Genomic DNA, 16,411 nt, shown 5'->3' with positions numbered 1-16,411 from the left:
GCGCGTCATGACAGTGCAAGCCGGATACCGCCGTTACCTGCCTGCGGCGTACAGCCTGGCGCTGGCACTGTTGATCCTCGGACCGCTGCTCGGCCCCGGCTACCTCCTGCTGCGCGACGCCGTCAGCACGCCGCGCTCGTACCTGACCGACTCCGCCCTCGGACTCACCGACGCCGCAGCCCGCGCCGTTCCCCAGGACGCGCTGATCGCAGCGTTGAGCACCGTGATCGACGGCGGACTGGTGGTCAAGTTCATCCTGCTCGTGGCGCTCTGGCTCGCCGGTTGGGGTGCGGCGCGCATGGTCGCCGTCCTGCTGCCGACGGCCGGTCTCGGTCCACAACTGGTCGCGTCGACGGTGATGCTCTGGAACCCCTACGTGGCCGAGCGCCTGTTACAAGGACATTGGAGCCTGCTGACCGGTTATGCCGCACTGCCGTGGATCGTGGGTGCCGGAATCGGAGTTCGCCGAGCCACGCCCGGGTCCTGGTGGGCGTTGGCCGCGTCACTGGCATTCGCGGGCCTGACACCTACCGGCGCTCTGCTCGCTCTGACGGCCGCGCTGGTGGTGGTAGCCACCCCCGGAGGCCGAACCTCGGCCATGCGGCGTGTCTGCGGCGCTATCGGGCTGTTCCTCGTCGCCGCCTCGCCGTGGTTGGTCGCCACCTTCGTATCGGGAGCAGCAGGCGACGGTTCCGATCCGGCGGGAGTCGCCGCCTTTGCCGCCCGAGCAGAACCGGGACTCGCAACGCTCGGCAGCCTCGCCGGGCTCGGCGGTATCTGGAACTCGGCAGCGGTACCTTCCACGCGCACAACACTCTTCGCGTTGGTCGGAACAGTTCTTCTGCTTGTCGTGGTGTTTGCCGGTGTGCCCGCTCTATGGCGCCGACGCCGGAACCCCGTTGTCGGTGGACTCGGCGCGCTGGCCCTGTTCGCGGTGCTCGCTCCGACCCTGGGCGCTACTCCGTGGGGGCTCGACGTCGGCCGATGGTCGGTCGAGGTGTTCACCGGCGCCGGTCTACTGCGTGACGCCCAGAAGTGGGTCGCGCTGGCCGTACCGTTCTACGCACTCGCTGCCGCCGCCGCGGTGATGTGGGCGGGCAATCGGTTCTCCCTTCCCCGCCCGACATTCTCGATCGCCGCCGTCGTGGTGACGATCGTGGCGCTACCGGATCTGGTGTGGGGTGTCGGCGGCGCGTTGAAGCCCGTGCACTATCCCGGGTCCTGGACCGTGGTGGCCGAGCAACTACGAGACGAAACCGGTGACGTTGCAGTGCTTCCCGCCGGGATGTTCCGCGCCTTCCCCTACAGCGGTGATGCGCCGGTACTCGATCCAGCACCACGCTTCCTACCCCTCGACGTGCTGCAGACCGGCCAACTGGTGGTTGCCGGTGGTGCTGTCGGCGGTGAAGGAACCCGGGCCACCCAGGTCGAGGATGTGCTGCTTGCCGGCGGGAGTCCTACGCAGTTGGCCGATCTCGGAGTCGGATGGGTACTGATCGAGCGTGAGACACCAGGCCAGCTCGGCAAGGCGGCAGCGACACTCGACGGGTTGGAACAGGTCTTTGCCGACAACGATCTCGAGCTCTACCGGGTACCGGGAGATGTTGCCGCGCACGAAGCCTCGACCGGCGCCCGAACGGCCGTCATAGTTGCGCATCTCGCCTGGATACTGATGGGCGTGATCGCGCTGATCTCAGTCGGACTGAACCAGAACCGAATTCGACTCGCGAGGCGCGGCCAGTCCTGAGACCCAACGACCGTCCTTGTGCGCGGTCAGCACCTCGAGCACTCCGGTGCCGGTCTGCTCCCAGGAGAACTCGCCCGACCACACCCGAGCTTTCTCACCGAGCACCGTGCGGAGTTCGTGGTCGCGGAGCAGGGTGCCTGCTGCCTGCGTCAGATCAGCGATGTCGCCGTCGCCGGCGTGCTCACCGCCGACCAACAGCCCGGTCACTCCGTCGACGATCGAATCGGTCAAGCCCTTGGAACTGCGGTAACCGATCGTCGGAACACCGTGCTGCGCAGCCTCGATGACCGCCAGGCCCCACCCTTCCTTCCGCGAAGGCATGAGGTGAATCCACGACTGCGCAAGGAGTTCATGTTTACGAGCCTCGTCGACGTGACCGTAGAACGAGACGGCGTCACCGATTCCCAACTCGGCGGCGCGATCTCGCAGGTTCTGCTCCCACCAACCACCACCGATGACGTCGAGATGGATGTCCGGAAGCGTCGGACGCAGGGCTGCGACGGCCTCGAGTGCGTCCTCGATCTGCTTGTGCGGCACCAGTCGTGAGAGAACCGAGATGGTGGGACGCTCGGCCCTGGTGATCGATCCACCCGCGTCGACGCCGACGGGGAGCCGATCGGCACCGTTGCGCACCACGGCAATTCGTTCGCGCTCGACACCGAGGTCCACCAATTCTTCGGCCGAAGGAAGCGACACCGTCAGATACTGACTACGTCGATGGGTGCGCGGTGACAATCGCGATTCGACCCACCAGCCGATCCGGCCGACGAGCTTGCCTGCCACCGGCCATTGTTCACGATGGCAGTGATGGACCAGAAGCGTGACCGGCGCACCCGCCACGGTCTTCGAGAAGAAGGGGATGCCGTTCTGGGTGTCGATCACCGCGTCGGGGCGAATGCCCTTGAGCGATCCGAAACCCAGACGTCCGGCGGCAATGGCGGCCAGAGCGCGGGGGTACACGCTGAAACGTCCACCGGCCCGGCTGATCGTGATGCCGTCTCGAACCTCCGACGCGGGCGCCCCGGGATACGACGCCGTCCGCAGCGTCACCTTGATACCGCGCTCGGCCAACTGGGATCCGACCTGCTCGAGGTAACGCTCGCTTCCACCGCCCTGGGGATGCCCGGTATCGCGCCAGCAGAGCAACAGAACCTCGCGCACGTGCGTTACTCCCTGAGTCGGTCGGTGGCCACCCCGGTTCGGGCGATCCTGCGGGATGCCCCGCCTGACCGGCCGGTAACCCTGCCGAACACCCTAACTGTTCGAGCGTCCGTATTGCCGCGCTCCTGACGGTGTTCGTGGACCGGGCGACCCAGTGGCTAAAGTTGCTACCCGTGACCAAGCCCGCAGTGACCCGCATTTTCGGCCGACGGGCAACCCTGAAACGCTCGTTCGGCCTGCTCAGCGACTTCCGCCATGAGCAGTCCGCGCCCGACATCTTCTACGGCGCGCTTGCGCGCGACTCCGTCGAGTTGATCTCGGACCTGCACGAAGGTCACACCGGACGATCCCTCGACGGTCTCACTGTCCTCGACGTCGGCGGTGGTCCGGGCTATTTCGCGGAGGTCTTTCAAGCCGCAGGTGCCCGCTACATTCCCGTCGAACCCGACCCGTCGGAGATGCACGCCGCGGGTCTGACCGTGGGCGGCGCGGTGCGTGGATCCGGTTTGGCACTGCCGTTCCTGGACTCGTCCGTGGACATCTGCTTCTCCTCCAACGTGGCCGAACACGTCAGCGAGCCGTGGCTGATGGCCGAGGAAATGCTGCGCGTGACCAAGCCCGGCGGCTTGATGGTTCTCTCGTACACCCTGTGGTGGGGCCCGTTCGGCGGCCACGAAACCGGACCGTGGCACGCGCTGGGGGGCGAGTACGCAGCCAAGCGGTACCTCCGCAAGACCGGACGCGAACCGAAGAACAGATTCGGGGTGTCGTTGTTCAAAGTCGGCGCCACCGACGGCCTACGCTGGGCCCGTGGAACCAGCCAGGGCACGTTGCTCGCCGCGATCCCGCGCTACCACCCGTCGTGGGCGTGGTGGATGGTCCGAGTCCCCGGTCTTCGGGAGTTCCTGGTGAGCAACCTCGTCGTGGTTCTCGAAAAGCGATAGCGACATGCGCCTCGCACTCGATATCGGTGGCACCAAGATGGCGGCCGGCGTCGTGTCCGAGGACGGCCGCGTTCCCGTGTTCGACAGTGTGCCGACGCCGCAGACCGACCCGTGGGGAGCGTGTGCGGCGCTGCTCGAACGAGTCGCAGACGGCCGCGACGTCGACGGTGTGGGCATCGCTTGCGCCGGGCCGGTGGACACCGTCGCCGGCGTCGTGGCCCCCATCAACATCACCGAGTGGGCACAGGGATTCGAGCTCGTAGCGGGCGTCCGCAGCGTCTTTCCCGATGCCGGAACTGCCCTCGCCATGGACGGAGCCGCAGCGGCATTGGCGGAGTTCCACCACGGCGCCGGACGCGGAACCCCGAACCTCCTGAGCCTGGTCGTCTCGACGGGAATCGGCGGAGGAATCGTCCTCGGCGGTGAGATTGCTCGGGGTCGCACGGGGAACGCCGGTCACATCGGCCACCTCGTCGTTCCAGGATCTTCCGAACCGTGCAGCTGCGGGGGCGTCGGCTGCCTCGAGACGGTGGCCAGTGGACCGTCCGCGGTGCGATGGGCTCGTAGCCAGGGCTGGTCGGGAAACACCGGCCGTGAACTAGCCGAGGGTGCACGCAGCGGTGACGCGATCGCCGTGGACGCGCTTCACCGCGCAGGCACGGCGCTCGGTGGTGCCATCGCCTCGACGGCTGCCCTCCTGGACGTGGACCTCGCGGTGATCGGCGGCGGTTTCGCGCAGTCGGGTGCACCGCTGTGGGAACCGATGCTCGACGCGGCTGCCCGACATGCCCGTTTGTCGTTCATCGCCGGGCTCCGGATCGTTCCCGCCGAGCTGGGTGGCGCCGGAACTCTGACCGGTGCGGGCTTGCTCGCGCTCACCGCCGTTATCTGACACGCGTTCTTCCCCGATAAATCCGCAGGGAGTCCCACTAAACGGGTGCCACCTGTTCCCAATTTCTGTAACGTGTTTTAGTGTTCTGACTCACACCGTTACGGGCATTGCACGTGACGCCTACGGGAAGGAGGTGACCGTGAGCCCAGACGCTTCCTCATCTGACGTTGCCTCGACTGCTTCTTCGACCGATGAAACCGAGCATCACGCCCAGGTCGCCCGACCGAGCGATTCCCTCCGCGACACCGAAGACCTCCGTGAGCGCCTGGAACGGTGGATGGTCGGCAAGGTGCCGAGCGGATCCACTGTGACCGTCGCCGACGTCACCTTGCCCGCAGCCAACGGCATGTCCAGCGAAACCATCCTCTTCGACGCCACCTGGGACGGCGATCATCATCCCTTGGTCGCTCGGGTGGCACCGACGGAATCGACCATGCCGGTGTTTCCGACCTACGACCTCGAATCCCAGTTCCGCACCATGGCTCAGGTGCGCGAGCACTCGGCGGTGCCCATACCCGCGGTGTACTGGTCAGAATCCGACCCGGACGCGTTGGGTGCGCCGTTCTTCGTGATGGAACGAATCTCCGGCGACGTGCCGCCAGACGTCATGCCGTACAACTTCGGATCGTGGGTCACCGAAGCGTCCCCCGAGCAGCGAAAAACCCTCCAGCGCAGCTCGGTCGACGTCCTGGCTCAATTGCACGCCATCGACAAGCCGTGCGAGCGTTTCGACTTCCTCCGACTCCCGAATTCGGGAACGACGGCACGAGAAGCATTCACGGCGCACATCGCCGAGCAGCGCGCGTACTACGAGTGGGTGGTCTCCGACGGCATCAGATCACCGCTCATCGAACGTGCCCTCGACTGGATCGAGGAGAACAATCCCGCGGACGATTCTCCGGCGGTGCTCTGTTGGGGCGACTCGCGCATCGGCAACGTCATGTACCAGGACTTCGCGCCGGTAGCCGTACTCGACTGGGAAATGGCAACTCTCGGACCGCGAGAGATGGATCTGGGCTGGATGGCATTCCTGCACAGGTTCTTCGAGGACATCGCCGGACTGGCGAACCTACCCGGTCTTCCCGACTTCCTTCGACTGCCGGATCTCGCGCAGACCTACGCCGAGATCACCGGCCACACCCCACACGATCTGGAGTTCTACGTTACCTATGCCGCACTGCGTCAGGCGGTCATCATGTGGCGAATCCAGGCCCGCGCCATAGCTTTCGGCCAGTCGCAGCGACCCGAAGACCCCGACGACATGATCATGCACCGTGCTTCGCTCGCCGCGATGCTCGACGGTACCTACTGGGAGAGGTTGGCCTGACATGCTCTCACCGATGGACGACTATCCCGTTCACCAGATCGCCGAACCGATCCGTCACGTAGCCACCTCGGATCGAAACTTCTACGACCGCTACTACTTCAATTGCTACCCCACCGAATCCCCCGACGTGTTCCTCATCGTCGGACTCGGCCAGTACCCCAACCTCGGCGTCATGGACGCATTCGCTGTCCTTCGCCGCGGTGACGACCACATCGTTGCTCGCATGTCGAAGGCGCTGGGTGCCGACCGTACCGACACCACCGTCGGACCTTTGCGCATCGAAGTGCTCGAAGGGCTGCAGAAGCTCCGCGTCGTACTCGAACCGGGCAGCGAATACGATCTCTCCTTCGACATCACCTTCGATGCCACCATCCCCGCGGCGCTCGAGCCCAAGCACTTTCGCCGTCAACTCGAACGAGTCACGTTCGACACCTCACGCTTCCTGCAGACCGGCACGTGGACCGGATCGCTCACCGTCGACGGGGAGGACCTCGCGATCGACCCGAAGACGTGGCGAGGTAACCGCGACCGCTCGTGGGGTGTGCGTCCGGTCGGTGAAGCCGAACCGCAAGGCAGACGCGCCGTCGACGGAATCCAGAACTTCTTCTGGATCTACGCGGTCATGCAGTTCGACGAGTTCACGATCTCGGTGATCATGCAGGAAGACGAGCAGGGCAGGCGGATCGTCGAAGAAGCCATGCGAGTGTGGCCGGACGAAGCCAGGGACAACGAATGGCTCGGCCGACCCGAACACGAGCTGACGTTCTGCCCCGACACCCGCGACGTCACCGGAGCGACCATCACCTTCCACCGGCCAGGCGGTGAAGTCCTCACCGTCGCCTGCGAACTGCTGCTGGCCAACTACATCGGAATCGGCACCGGCTACGGGCTCGAACAGGACTGGCGTCACGGAATGTGGCAGGGCGAACTCGTCGTACAAGGGCTCCGCCACAAGGTCCACGAGATCGAACCGTTCCAACGCATGTTCTCCCCCGTCGACAACCTCGCGTCCTTCACGCTCACCGAAGGCACGAACACCAACACCGGCACCGGTCTTTTCGAGGTAGCCGCCATCGGACCGCACGAGAAATACGGATTCACCAGTTTCACCGACACCGCACAGGCAGACGACGCGTATGCCCTCGCGGCGACCGACAACACCGAGGAATGAATTGATGACTGACTACGACAAGCTCTACATCGGTGGAGCATGGGTGGCCCCGGCCACCGACCAGGTACTCGAAGTGTTCTCTCCCGCAACGGAGGAGCGCGTCGGCAGCTGTCCCATCGCAGCACCGGCAGATATCGACGCGGCCGTGTCCGCAGCCCGCGCGGCGTTCGAGGGACCGTGGTCACGCACCACCCCCGCCGAGCGCGGCGCGATCCTCGCCAAGGCCGCCAAGCTGATCGAAGAGCGCAGCGCGGAAATCAACCAGCTCATCTCCAACGAGATGGGCCAGCCGCCCGCCATGGTCGGCATGATGCAGCAGACCCCGTCGATGGCGACGCTGGGCTACTACGCCGAGCTGGCCGACAAGTTCGCGTGGGAAGAGAAGCGCACCGGTGCGTTCGGGCAGACCAAGGTGACCCGTGAGCCCGTCGGCGTCGTCGCCGCCGTGCTGGCCTGGAACGTCCCGCTGTTCCTGGCGATCAACAAGCTGGCCCCCGCGCTGCTCGCCGGCTGCACCGTACTGCTCAAGCCCGCACCCGAATCCCCTCTCTCCGTCCACGTGATCGCCGAGATCTTCACCGAGGCAGGCGTTCCCGAAGGCGTCATCTCCGTGCTCCCCGGCGGAGCCGAGACCGGCGAATACCTGGTCTCTCATGCGGGCATCGACAAGATCACGTTCACCGGATCCAGTGCCGTCGGCCGCAAGATCGGTGCCATCGCCGCGCAGAACCTCAAGCGCTGCTCCCTCGAACTGGGTGGCAAGTCCGCCGCGATCATCCTCGAGGACGCCGACATCGCCGCCGGAATGCCGATGCTCGTCATGGCCGGGCTGATGAACACCGGCCAGGCCTGTGTCGCTCAGACCCGAATCCTCGCTCCCCGTTCGCGTTACGACGAGGTCATCGAGGGAATGAAGACCGCGGCAGGCTTCATGACCGTCGGCGATCCGTCCGATCCCGCAGCACAACTCGGCCCGCTGATCTCCGAGAAGCAGCGCGAGCGCGTCGAGGGCTATATCGCCAAGGGCAAGGAAGAAGGCGCGCGCGTCGTACTCGGTGGTGGACGTCCCGCCGGCCTGGACAAGGGCTGGTACGTCGAGCCGACGATCTTCGCCGACGTGGACAACTCGATGACCATCGCACGCGAGGAGATCTTCGGACCCGTCCTCTCGGTGATCCCGTACGACTCCGAGGACGAGGCCATCAAGATCGCCAACGATTCGGATTACGGCCTCGCCGGATCGGTGTGGACCACCGACATCGATCACGGACTCGAAGTTGCCGCGCAGATCCGCACTGGTACCTACGCGATCAACTGGTACGCCTTCGATCCCGGATCACCGTTCGGTGGTTACAAGAACTCCGGTATCGGACGCGAGAACGGACCTGAGGGCCTCGAAGCCTTCTGCGAGACCAAGTCCGTACTCATGCCGCCCGGCTACGTGGGCTGACCCACCCGGGAGTTGGCACCCTTTGCTGACAGTTGGCACCCGTTCCGACCTGCCGGAACGGGTGCCAGCCCCATGAAATGGGTGCCAACTCCCAGCGAATCCACAGATCCACCCGGTACCGTCGAAAACGAATCAGTCATCTCACAAAGGACATTCATATGCTCACCAACGCCATCAACGCTTTCCTCGCACTCTGGGGCAGCGCCTCCGTCGGCAGCAGTGGATACCAGATCCCGCCGGGAACCCTTCCCTTCGGTTCCTGAGACAGGACAACAGAACCCGCTGAGCGCACTTCGCGCTCAGCGGGTTCTCTGTTTCGCCGACCTGTATCTACCGGTCCAGAACGTGATCCATCAATTGATTCTCCTGACCTGCGACCAATGCTTCAGCGTCACCGGCGTCCACATGACCGAACCAGGTGCCACCGGGGTTCGCGATCACCAACGGGCCCAGGTTGCACGGGCTCAGACAACCGGTTCCCGTCACCTTTGCCGAAGTGCCTTTGGCCGCCGCACTCATGGCCCGGTGGAGAGGCCCTGCTCCGTACGCCATGCAGCGGGGCCCCTTGCACACCAACAGATGCGTATCGTGCTGCTCGATCACCGACCAAGCCGGACTGCGATACGACGCCGGACTGGCAGTGATCGGCTTTCCGGCCGCGCCGAGTTCATCGATCACCTGCGCGGCCACAGCACCTTCGAGCGTTTCCGATTCGTGGAGCGAAACTTCCAGTTCGGCACCGATCCGGGTTTCGCGCCAGTTCGCAACCGCCTTGCTGGTCCACGTGAGCAGGTACCGATCCCTCGGCACCGCAACTGGAATCAACACGACCTTGCCCACGTCATCGGTATGCGCTCGATCGAGTTCCTCGTGAAGGCTCGGCGACGCGACATCGAGGTACGCAATACGAACGTCGGCGTCGGTGCCGGCCCGAACAGCGTCGAACATCCGTCGCGCGGCCGACTCGTCGAGGCCGCTGACGGTCGGCCGCAGTACGACGATCACCCGATTCGAACCACTGTCGACACTCATGCCGACGGCGCGGTTGTCCAGTCGATCCCGCTCGACGGAGCAAGTCCGAACTCTTCGATCTTCGCGCGCAGCTCTTCCGCGCCGTAGACGTTGGGGAATCCGCTGGTGAACATCGCGAGCGGGAGTACGACGAAGCGGTTCTGCTTGACGGCGTCGAGATCGCGTAGGCCTTCTCGGCTCTTGATCGCGTCGATCTTGCCCTGTACTTCGTCAGCGCTCTTCTTGTAGTCCATGATCACGATGACGTCGGGTTCTGACTTCGCGACGGTCTCCCAGCTCGCTTTGAACCAGGTGTTGTCGACGTCGGCGAACACGTTGGTTCCCCCGGCGACGTCGATGATTCCGTTGGGGGCTCCGTTGCCTCCGCTGGTGTACAGATCTTCTTCACCGCTGTCGTAGATCAAAACCTTCGGCTTGTCAGCGGCATCTGGCGCGGACTCCAGACGTGCCAAACGTGAATCCAATTCGGTCAGTGCCTCGGCGGCGGTGTCCTCGGTTCCGAACAGCTTGCCGTAATTGGTCACGTCCGCACGAAGGGCATCCCACGGACCCATCGTGCCGAGCGCGGAATCCGCTGCGGCACTCTGCCGACAACTATCGGAGATCACATATGCATCGATGTTGTTGCTCTGCAGCGATTCCGGCGTCACACCGGAGGCTCCCTTGAACAAGCCACTGTAGGAGCCGACCACCAGGTCCGCCTGCTTACCCAGAATCGTCTCCATCGTGATCGTTCCGTCCAGGTGTGGGACGTCCGCAATTCCAGGGCCGAACATCGACTCCATGATCGCGTCGTTGTTCGTGTTCAACACGACGGCCGCGAGACGATCCAAACCGCCGACTCGGAGAATGGTGCCGATATTGGCCGCATTGCTTGTCGCAACGACGTTCCCGATCGGAAGCTGGAAAGTGCTTTCGGTCCCGCAGTTCTCCACTGTCACCGAAGTCTTGTCTGCAGCTTCGTCGACGGGCGCGGTTGCCGAGCAGCCGGCAACTGTCAACAACGCTGTCGCGGCTACAACCGCACCGAACGACGCTCGAGTCTTGACATGTATCAAAGTGCACTCTCCGAAAATGATTGTTGTAGTTGAGAATTTCGTGATTCGAATACGAGGTGTGAACGGCCTGTCGCGGGGTTCACGAGCTCGAAAGTCTCGACGCCGAAGACAGTTGCCACCACCGAGGTGGTGAGTACGTCGGATGGATGTCCGAACGCCCTGGCCACTCCATCCGCGAGCACGAGCACCCGATCGCACACTGCCGCAGCCAAATCGAGGTCGTGCAGTGCCATGATCACCGTCCGGTCCAACGACCGGACCAGATCGAGCAGTTCGAGTTGATGCCGGATGTCGAGATGATTGGTCGGCTCGTCGAGGATGAGCACGCCGGCGTCCTGCGCGAGACCTCGGGCGAGAAATACCCGCCGACGCTCGCCGCCGGAAAGCGTGTCCATCGAAGAGAGCCTGTGCTCGATCATTCCGACCTCGCCCAGAGCACGATCAACGACGGCATTCTCGTGCTTTCCGCCGACACTCCAGGGCTTTGTATGTGGCGTGCGCCCCAGAGTCACGTACTCGTGAACCAACAAATCGGCGGGACTCTGCTCTTCCTGCGCCACAAAAGAAATGGCTTTGGCCCGCGAACGCGCGGACATCGCGTGCACGGACTCGCCGCCGACGCGGACGTCACCGTCAGCGATCGGTCCGAGACCGGCAAGCGCACGCAACAAAGTCGACTTGCCCGATCCGTTCGGACCGACGACGCCTACTACTGCACCGGCGTCCGCCGCGATGTCGACGCCCTTGACGACGGTTCGGCGATCGATGCGGACAACGACTCCGGACGCGGTCACCGCCAGGGCGCGGGCGCTCACGAACTGCCACCGAATCGGTAGCGCCGACGGCCGAGAAGCAGGAGAAACAGCGGGGCACCGATCACCCCGGTCACCACGCTCAGCGGGATCTCGGTCGGCCGCAACGAGGTCCGCGCCACGACGTCGACCCACACCAGGAACGACGCGCCGATCAGCGCTGCCGCCGGCAACACCACTCGATGTCTGGCTCCGACAAGCATGCGTGTGACGTGCGGTATGACCAAGCCTACGAAGGCAATCGCGCCGGACACTGCAACCATCGTGCCGACCAACGCTGCCAGCACGCCGAACAGCACGTTTCGCAGGGTTCGGATGGGAATACCGAGCGAAGCCGCGACGTCCGGTCCGGCCGCCAGCGCATCCAGCCAACCGTGCAGGGCGAACACCGCTGCCGTCAGCAGGAACACTACGATGACCGGCGCCCACAACTTGTCCCAGGATGCCCCGGCCAAACTTCCCAGGAGCCAGAACAATACGGACTGCGCGGCCTGGGAATCATTGGTACGCAGCACCAGAAAACTCGCGATCGCCGACAGGGCGGATGCGGTAACGGTGCCGGTCAGAACCAATCGCAGTGGAGTGATACCGCCTTGCAGCGTCGCGATGGTGAAGACGAGAATCGCAGCTCCCAACGCCCCGATCATCGCGCCGAAACTGAGCGCCCACACTCCCGCGCCGGCGAACAGTCCGGTGGTGATGACGGCGGTGGCACCTACACTCGCGCCGGACGACACTCCCAGCAAGTGGGGATCGGCGAGAGCGTTGCGGACGAGGGTTTGCACCACCGCGCCGGCGACGGCAAGACCAGCGCCGACGGCCAGACCGAGCAGTACCCGAGGTGCTCTGATCCCCCACACGATCGCAAGTTCGGAACGCGTGACGGGTGGGCCTCCGAAGCGCGAGTGCACCACGTCCACCACAGTGGACACGGGGAGCATCTCGGATCCGAATGCCAACGCGCACACAGCAGAGAGCACGGTGACGACCAGCAGAGCGGGCAGCACGATACCCGGACTGAGCCGTCCGCGAGGCGCACCAGCCTTCGGCGAAGGCAGGTGGGTAGGTGGAGACAGAGCTCCGCCAACAGCATTCATGGTGTGACCGATCCATCCTCGTGGCATGACACAACGTCAACGAGGGTGGTATCTGGCTACGGTCGACGCATGGACGACCTCACAGTGGCGGGACCGCGCCGGAATTGCACCGACTTCCCATTACCTCGATGATGACGTCAGAACCATAACGGACTGTGGTCACCATTCCGCACACCGGATCAGGATTCCGACGCGATCATCGATCTCGCCTGCCGCACGACGGCTTCCGTTCGCACTCGAAGGTCTTCGGGTGAATCCGATTCCAGCACAACCCGATGCACCTGGCTGTCCACGGCAGTCACAGTCAGCCGCGACGTCAACAACGCATCGTCCGCACTGAAACCGCGGCTCTGCAAGTACTCCGAAAAACCCAGTACCAGTTGCCGATTCATTCCTTCGACCTGCGCGATGAGCTCACGCGTACGCGGAACCTGATCGTAGAGCAGGTGAAAGAACTCTCGCGGCTTACTGTTCACTTCGACCGCGCACTCCACCAACATCCGGACGGCCTCGTCCGGGGCGAGTTCACGCTCGACGATGTCGGCAAGGCAGAGCGCAAAACTCTCCCGCGCAGCACTCACGTGACGGTTCGCCAACTCCGCAAGGATCTCGTACTTGTCGCCGAAATACTGGTAGAGCGAGCCCACCGACACCCCTGCTTCGTCAGCGATCCGGTTGGTGGTCGCTGCCATGCCCTCCGACGCGAAAACGCGAGTAGCTGCCTCCAGGATCGCGTCGTAGGTAGCCCTCGAGCGCTGCTGGGAGGGCCTTTTCCGCCGAGTCGACACGGTCCTCCGATGCGAGTTGTCAGCCGCGACGCCGATACCGAGAATTGTGTAGGTGACCAGCGCCGATTACTCGAAGTTTATGCCCGACCGGTACACCGACCACATGCCGGCGCCGACCCCGACGTGGTGGGAGTGGAACGGCAACACCGTCCACGTCGCACGGGCAGTGGTTCCAGACGCGCCGGTTCGTGTTCTCGGCATCCACGGCGCCGGCGGCTACTCGGGCGCATTGTGGCCGTTCGCCGGGATCGGCGTGAAACTCGGAGCCGAAGTCCTCTTCCCCGATCTTCCGCTGTACGGCGACACCGTCGTAGCCGATCCCGCCGGCGTCCGGTACGAGCAGTGGGTCGCTCTCCTCTGCGATCTCGTCCGGGACGAGAAGGCAGCCGACGATCGGCCGCTGGTGTTGTTGGGCGCCAGCATCGGCGGTCTGCTGGCCTACGAGGTAGCCGCGCGGACCGGTCTGGCCGACGCCGTCGTCGCCACCTGTCTGCTCGATCCCTCGAATCCGTCGGCCAGAGCTGCCGCGGCGCGCTTCGGCCCGATGGGTGTCTACGGCGCTCCCCTGATGCGCCGCACCGAACGACTGGTGGGCCGTATCCGCGTGCCCATCCGTTGGGTCGCCGACGTCGCGAACATGAGCAGCAACCGTGAACTCGCGACGCTGTGCGCAACCGATCCGCGCGGTGGCGGTGTTCGGGTGCCACTCGGATTCCTCAGCAGCTACTTCTCGTTCGAGCACACCGCACCCGAAGCATTTCGGACGACGCCCGTCTTGCTCACCCACCCGGCCGACGACCGATGGACGCCACCCGAACTGAGCTTGCAGTTCCTCCGCCGCATCAACGCACCCACCGAATTCGTGATGCTGGACGGGTGCGGGCACTTTCCCGTCGAAGAGCCGGGCCTGACGCAGTTCCACGACGCCGTCGACACACTGCTGCGCTCCGTCGCCGAGCGTCACCGCACGAAACCGTCGCCACCCGCCTAGCCTGAAGTTCGTGAGCATCGAACCCAAGGCCGAGCCGACGGGAAACGGCGACGAGAGCACCACGACAGTCGTACTGGCGTTTGCGGCTAACGCGCTGATCGCCGGGGCCAAGACGGCGGCCGCCATCGTCACCGGATCTGCATCGATGGTCGCCGAGGCCACCCACTCCTGGGCCGATACCGGCAACGAAGTGCTGCTGCTGATCGCGAACCGCCGCTCGAAAAGGGTTCCCGACCGAGACCAGCCACTCGGGTACGGCCGGGAGGCCTACATCTGGTCGATGTTCGCCGCCCTCGGACTCTTCGCGCTCGGCGCAGGTGTGTCGATCACCCACGGCATCCAGGAACTGTTCCATTCCGAACCGGCCACCGACTTCGGTGTCGCCTACGCAGTCCTCGGCGTCTCGTTCATCCTCGAAGGCATCTCGTTCCGGCAGGCGTACAAGCAACTCCGAACCGAAGCATCCGCCGTGAACCGCGACGTCATGGCCCAGGCGCTCAACACGTCCGACCCGACGACCCGGGCCGTGTTCGCCGAAGATGCTGCGGCACTGATCGGTTTGGTCATCGCATTCGTCGGCGTCCTACTGCACCAGATCACCGGTTCACCGATCCCCGACGCCCTCGGCTCCATCTTCGTCGGCATACTTCTCGGAGTCATCGCGATCATCCTGATCGATCGCAACCGCCGATTCCTGGTCGGCGAAGAGGCCTCACCGACGCTGCGGGCAGCAGCCGTCGAAGCTCTCACCCAACTGCCCGAGATCAACCGAATCACGTTCCTGCGCATGGAATACCTCGGTCCGCGGCAGGTGTACCTGGTGGCCAGCGTCGACCTGGTCGGCGACTACGCGGAATCCCGAGTGGCCCACACGTTGCGCGAACTCGAACGCTCACTCGAGCAGAGTCCACGCGTCGTGCGAGCGATCCTGACCCTCTCGACGCCCGAAGAACCGTCGATCGCAGTCTGAACTTCCGGCCGGGCGATAGGCTCGTTCGATGCGCGCACTGATCGTGATTCTGGCGGTTCTGGGATTTGTCGTCGGGGGAATTCCCCTGGTAGGCAGTCTGATCGACGTGATGACCAGTCCTGACGAGACCATCGTCTATCAGGGTTCCTACGTACCACTGCGCGGCGTACAGATGGCTCGGGACTACGAGTCGTCGTTGAACATCGCTTTCGACGCCCGATCGGACAATCCACGCTGGCTCGTCCTGGCCTGCTATCCCCTGATCGGAGCAGCACTGGGCGCTGCGACGGCCGTCGTACTGGGACGTCGCGGGTGGCACCTGACGCGAGCCTGAACAGACGCCGATGGCCACCCGCCGTCTACACGAGGGTGGCCATCGAAGAAGGAGTGCTTCAGATGTACATCGCAGGATCGATGTAACTGTTCGGGTCCACCAGTTTTTCCTTGGTGGTCCGTGGCCGCGCCACCGCCGGGATACCCGTCGCGATGGATTCGGCCGGAACATCTCTGGTGACAACGGCATTGGCGCCGATAGCGCTACCTTCACCGATGACGACAGGTCCGAGGATCTTGGCACCAGCGCCGACGGTGACCCGGTCTCCCAGCGTCGGGTGACGCTTGACCTGCTCGAGCGAGCGACCACCCAGGGTGACGCCGTGATAGAGCATCACGTCGTTACCGACCTCGGCCGTCTCCCCGATCACGACGCCCATGCCGTGGTCGATGAAGAACCGTCGACCGATGGTGGCACCGGGGTGAATCTCGATGCCGGTAACGAAGCGTGTCAGCTGCGAGAGCACTCGCGCCGGGCCGCGTAGTGCAGGGACGGCCCACATACGATGCGCAACCCGATGCGCCCAAATGGCATGCAGCCCTGAATAAACGAGCGCGTTCTCCACATTGCTGCGCGCGGCAGGATCCTGACCGCGCGCAGCCTGCAGGTCCTCGCGAATTATCCCGAGGATACTCAC

General features: G+C 64.5%; 16 protein-coding genes and 1 riboswitch. Of the genes, 9 read left to right on the top strand and 7 right to left on the bottom strand.

The genetic code is table 11. The features are described 5' to 3' along the window. Window positions 1-7: 7 nt before the first annotated feature. Window positions 8-1,747, top strand: a complete 1,740-nt coding sequence (locus RA302_RS05360) for a hypothetical protein (protein WP_166501903.1) — start codon at window positions 8-10, stop codon at window positions 1,745-1,747. Here the strand turns inward: RA302_RS05360 and RA302_RS05355 are convergent. Beyond that, complete coding sequence (locus RA302_RS05355; RefSeq protein ID WP_019747129.1) at window positions 1,694-2,908, bottom strand: glycosyltransferase family 4 protein; 1,215 nt, start codon at window positions 2,906-2,908, stop codon at window positions 1,694-1,696. The genes RA302_RS05360 and RA302_RS05355 overlap by 54 nt on opposite strands. Before the next feature lie 173 nt (window positions 2,909-3,081). Here RA302_RS05355 and RA302_RS05350 point away from each other — a divergent pair, with 173 nt between their 5' ends. From RA302_RS05350 to RA302_RS05330, 5 genes are all read left to right on the top strand, one after another. After that, window positions 3,082-3,852, top strand: a complete 771-nt coding sequence (locus RA302_RS05350; protein ID WP_003945692.1) for a class I SAM-dependent methyltransferase — start codon at window positions 3,082-3,084, stop codon at window positions 3,850-3,852. A 4-nt stretch (window positions 3,853-3,856) separates the two neighbouring features. Continuing rightward, the gene (locus tag RA302_RS05345) at window positions 3,857-4,744 is read left to right on the top strand and encodes an ROK family protein (protein WP_166501902.1); all 888 of its coding nucleotides are present in this window, start codon (window positions 3,857-3,859) and stop codon (window positions 4,742-4,744) included. Between the two features lie 139 nt (window positions 4,745-4,883). Then, window positions 4,884-6,071, top strand: coding sequence for a phosphotransferase family protein (locus tag RA302_RS05340; protein ID WP_166501901.1), 1,188 nt, complete (start codon window positions 4,884-4,886; stop codon window positions 6,069-6,071). A gap of 1 nt (window position 6,072) precedes the next feature. Then, on the top strand, window positions 6,073-7,242 hold the full coding sequence (locus RA302_RS05335) for a hypothetical protein (RefSeq protein ID WP_142006637.1): 1,170 nt from the start codon (window positions 6,073-6,075) through the stop codon (window positions 7,240-7,242). A 4-nt stretch (window positions 7,243-7,246) separates the two neighbouring features. Continuing rightward, entirely contained in the window at window positions 7,247-8,692 is a 1,446-nt protein-coding gene (locus RA302_RS05330) for an aldehyde dehydrogenase (protein WP_166501900.1), read from the top strand. A 330-nt stretch (window positions 8,693-9,022) separates the two neighbouring features. Here RA302_RS05330 and RA302_RS05325 read toward each other — a convergent pair whose 3' ends face one another. From RA302_RS05325 to RA302_RS05305, 5 genes are all read right to left on the bottom strand, one after another. After that, a complete protein-coding gene (locus RA302_RS05325; protein WP_238054138.1) occupies window positions 9,023-9,724 on the bottom strand; it encodes a (2Fe-2S) ferredoxin domain-containing protein in 702 nt (233 codons plus the stop codon). Then, window positions 9,721-10,782: an ABC transporter substrate-binding protein gene (locus RA302_RS05320; protein ID WP_141487718.1), complete on the bottom strand. Its 1,062-nt coding sequence runs from the start codon at window positions 10,780-10,782 to the stop codon at window positions 9,721-9,723. Before RA302_RS05320 ends, RA302_RS05325 begins: the two co-directional genes overlap by 4 nt. Beyond that, on the bottom strand, window positions 10,779-11,597 hold the full coding sequence (locus tag RA302_RS05315; protein WP_019747122.1) for an ABC transporter ATP-binding protein: 819 nt from the start codon (window positions 11,595-11,597) through the stop codon (window positions 10,779-10,781). The genes RA302_RS05320 and RA302_RS05315 overlap by 4 nt, the downstream gene beginning before the upstream one ends. Then, window positions 11,594-12,601 (bottom strand): iron ABC transporter permease, encoded by a 1,008-nt coding sequence (locus RA302_RS05310; RefSeq protein WP_003945625.1) that lies wholly within the window; start codon window positions 12,599-12,601, stop codon window positions 11,594-11,596. Before RA302_RS05310 ends, RA302_RS05315 begins: the two co-directional genes overlap by 4 nt. A gap of 115 nt (window positions 12,602-12,716) precedes the next feature. Beyond that, window positions 12,717-12,854: riboswitch (cobalamin riboswitch) on the bottom strand. A 16-nt stretch (window positions 12,855-12,870) separates the two neighbouring features. Beyond that, window positions 12,871-13,479, bottom strand: a complete 609-nt coding sequence (locus RA302_RS05305) for a TetR/AcrR family transcriptional regulator (RefSeq protein WP_020906415.1) — start codon at window positions 13,477-13,479, stop codon at window positions 12,871-12,873. Window positions 13,480-13,531: 52 nt separating this feature from the next. Here RA302_RS05305 and RA302_RS05300 point away from each other — a divergent pair, with 52 nt between their 5' ends. The 3 genes from RA302_RS05300 to RA302_RS05290 are packed head-to-tail and all read left to right on the top strand — an operon-like array spanning window position 13,532 to window position 15,774. Further along, the gene (locus RA302_RS05300; protein WP_134998371.1) at window positions 13,532-14,470 is read left to right on the top strand and encodes an alpha/beta hydrolase; all 939 of its coding nucleotides are present in this window, start codon (window positions 13,532-13,534) and stop codon (window positions 14,468-14,470) included. A gap of 10 nt (window positions 14,471-14,480) precedes the next feature. Then, window positions 14,481-15,440: a cation diffusion facilitator family transporter gene (locus RA302_RS05295; protein ID WP_019747118.1), complete on the top strand. Its 960-nt coding sequence runs from the start codon at window positions 14,481-14,483 to the stop codon at window positions 15,438-15,440. Window positions 15,441-15,468: 28 nt separating this feature from the next. Then, on the top strand, window positions 15,469-15,774 hold the full coding sequence (locus RA302_RS05290) for a hypothetical protein (protein ID WP_020968582.1): 306 nt from the start codon (window positions 15,469-15,471) through the stop codon (window positions 15,772-15,774). Between the two features lie 58 nt (window positions 15,775-15,832). Here the strand turns inward: RA302_RS05290 and epsC are convergent, their stop codons facing one another. Continuing rightward, window positions 15,833-16,411: a serine O-acetyltransferase EpsC gene (epsC, locus tag RA302_RS05285; RefSeq protein WP_166501899.1), complete on the bottom strand. Its 579-nt coding sequence runs from the start codon at window positions 16,409-16,411 to the stop codon at window positions 15,833-15,835.

The organism is Rhodococcus sp. DN22, assembly GCF_036669995.1.
GTDB lineage: Bacteria > Actinomycetota > Actinomycetes > Mycobacteriales > Mycobacteriaceae > Rhodococcus_F > Rhodococcus_F erythropolis.
Note: the sequence above shows the minus strand (reverse complement) of the source record. Positions and strands in the feature narration are given on the sequence as shown.

Excerpts from the sequence above, each read along its gene's own strand:
- RA302_RS05360 (WP_166501903.1), top strand. The coding sequence starts at position 8 with ATGACAGTGCAAGCCGGATACCGCCGTTACCTGCCTGCGGCGTACAGC.
- RA302_RS05345 (WP_166501902.1), top strand. The coding sequence starts at position 3,857 with ATGCGCCTCGCACTCGATATCGGTGGCACCAAGATGGCGGCCGGCGTC.
- RA302_RS05335 (WP_142006637.1), top strand. The coding sequence starts at position 6,073 with ATGCTCTCACCGATGGACGACTATCCCGTTCACCAGATCGCCGAACCG.
- RA302_RS05330 (WP_166501900.1), top strand. The coding sequence starts at position 7,247 with ATGACTGACTACGACAAGCTCTACATCGGTGGAGCATGGGTGGCCCCG.
- RA302_RS05325 (WP_238054138.1), bottom strand. The coding sequence starts at position 9,724 with ATGAGTGTCGACAGTGGTTCGAATCGGGTGATCGTCGTACTGCGGCCG.
- RA302_RS05290 (WP_020968582.1), top strand. The coding sequence starts at position 15,469 with ATGCGCGCACTGATCGTGATTCTGGCGGTTCTGGGATTTGTCGTCGGG.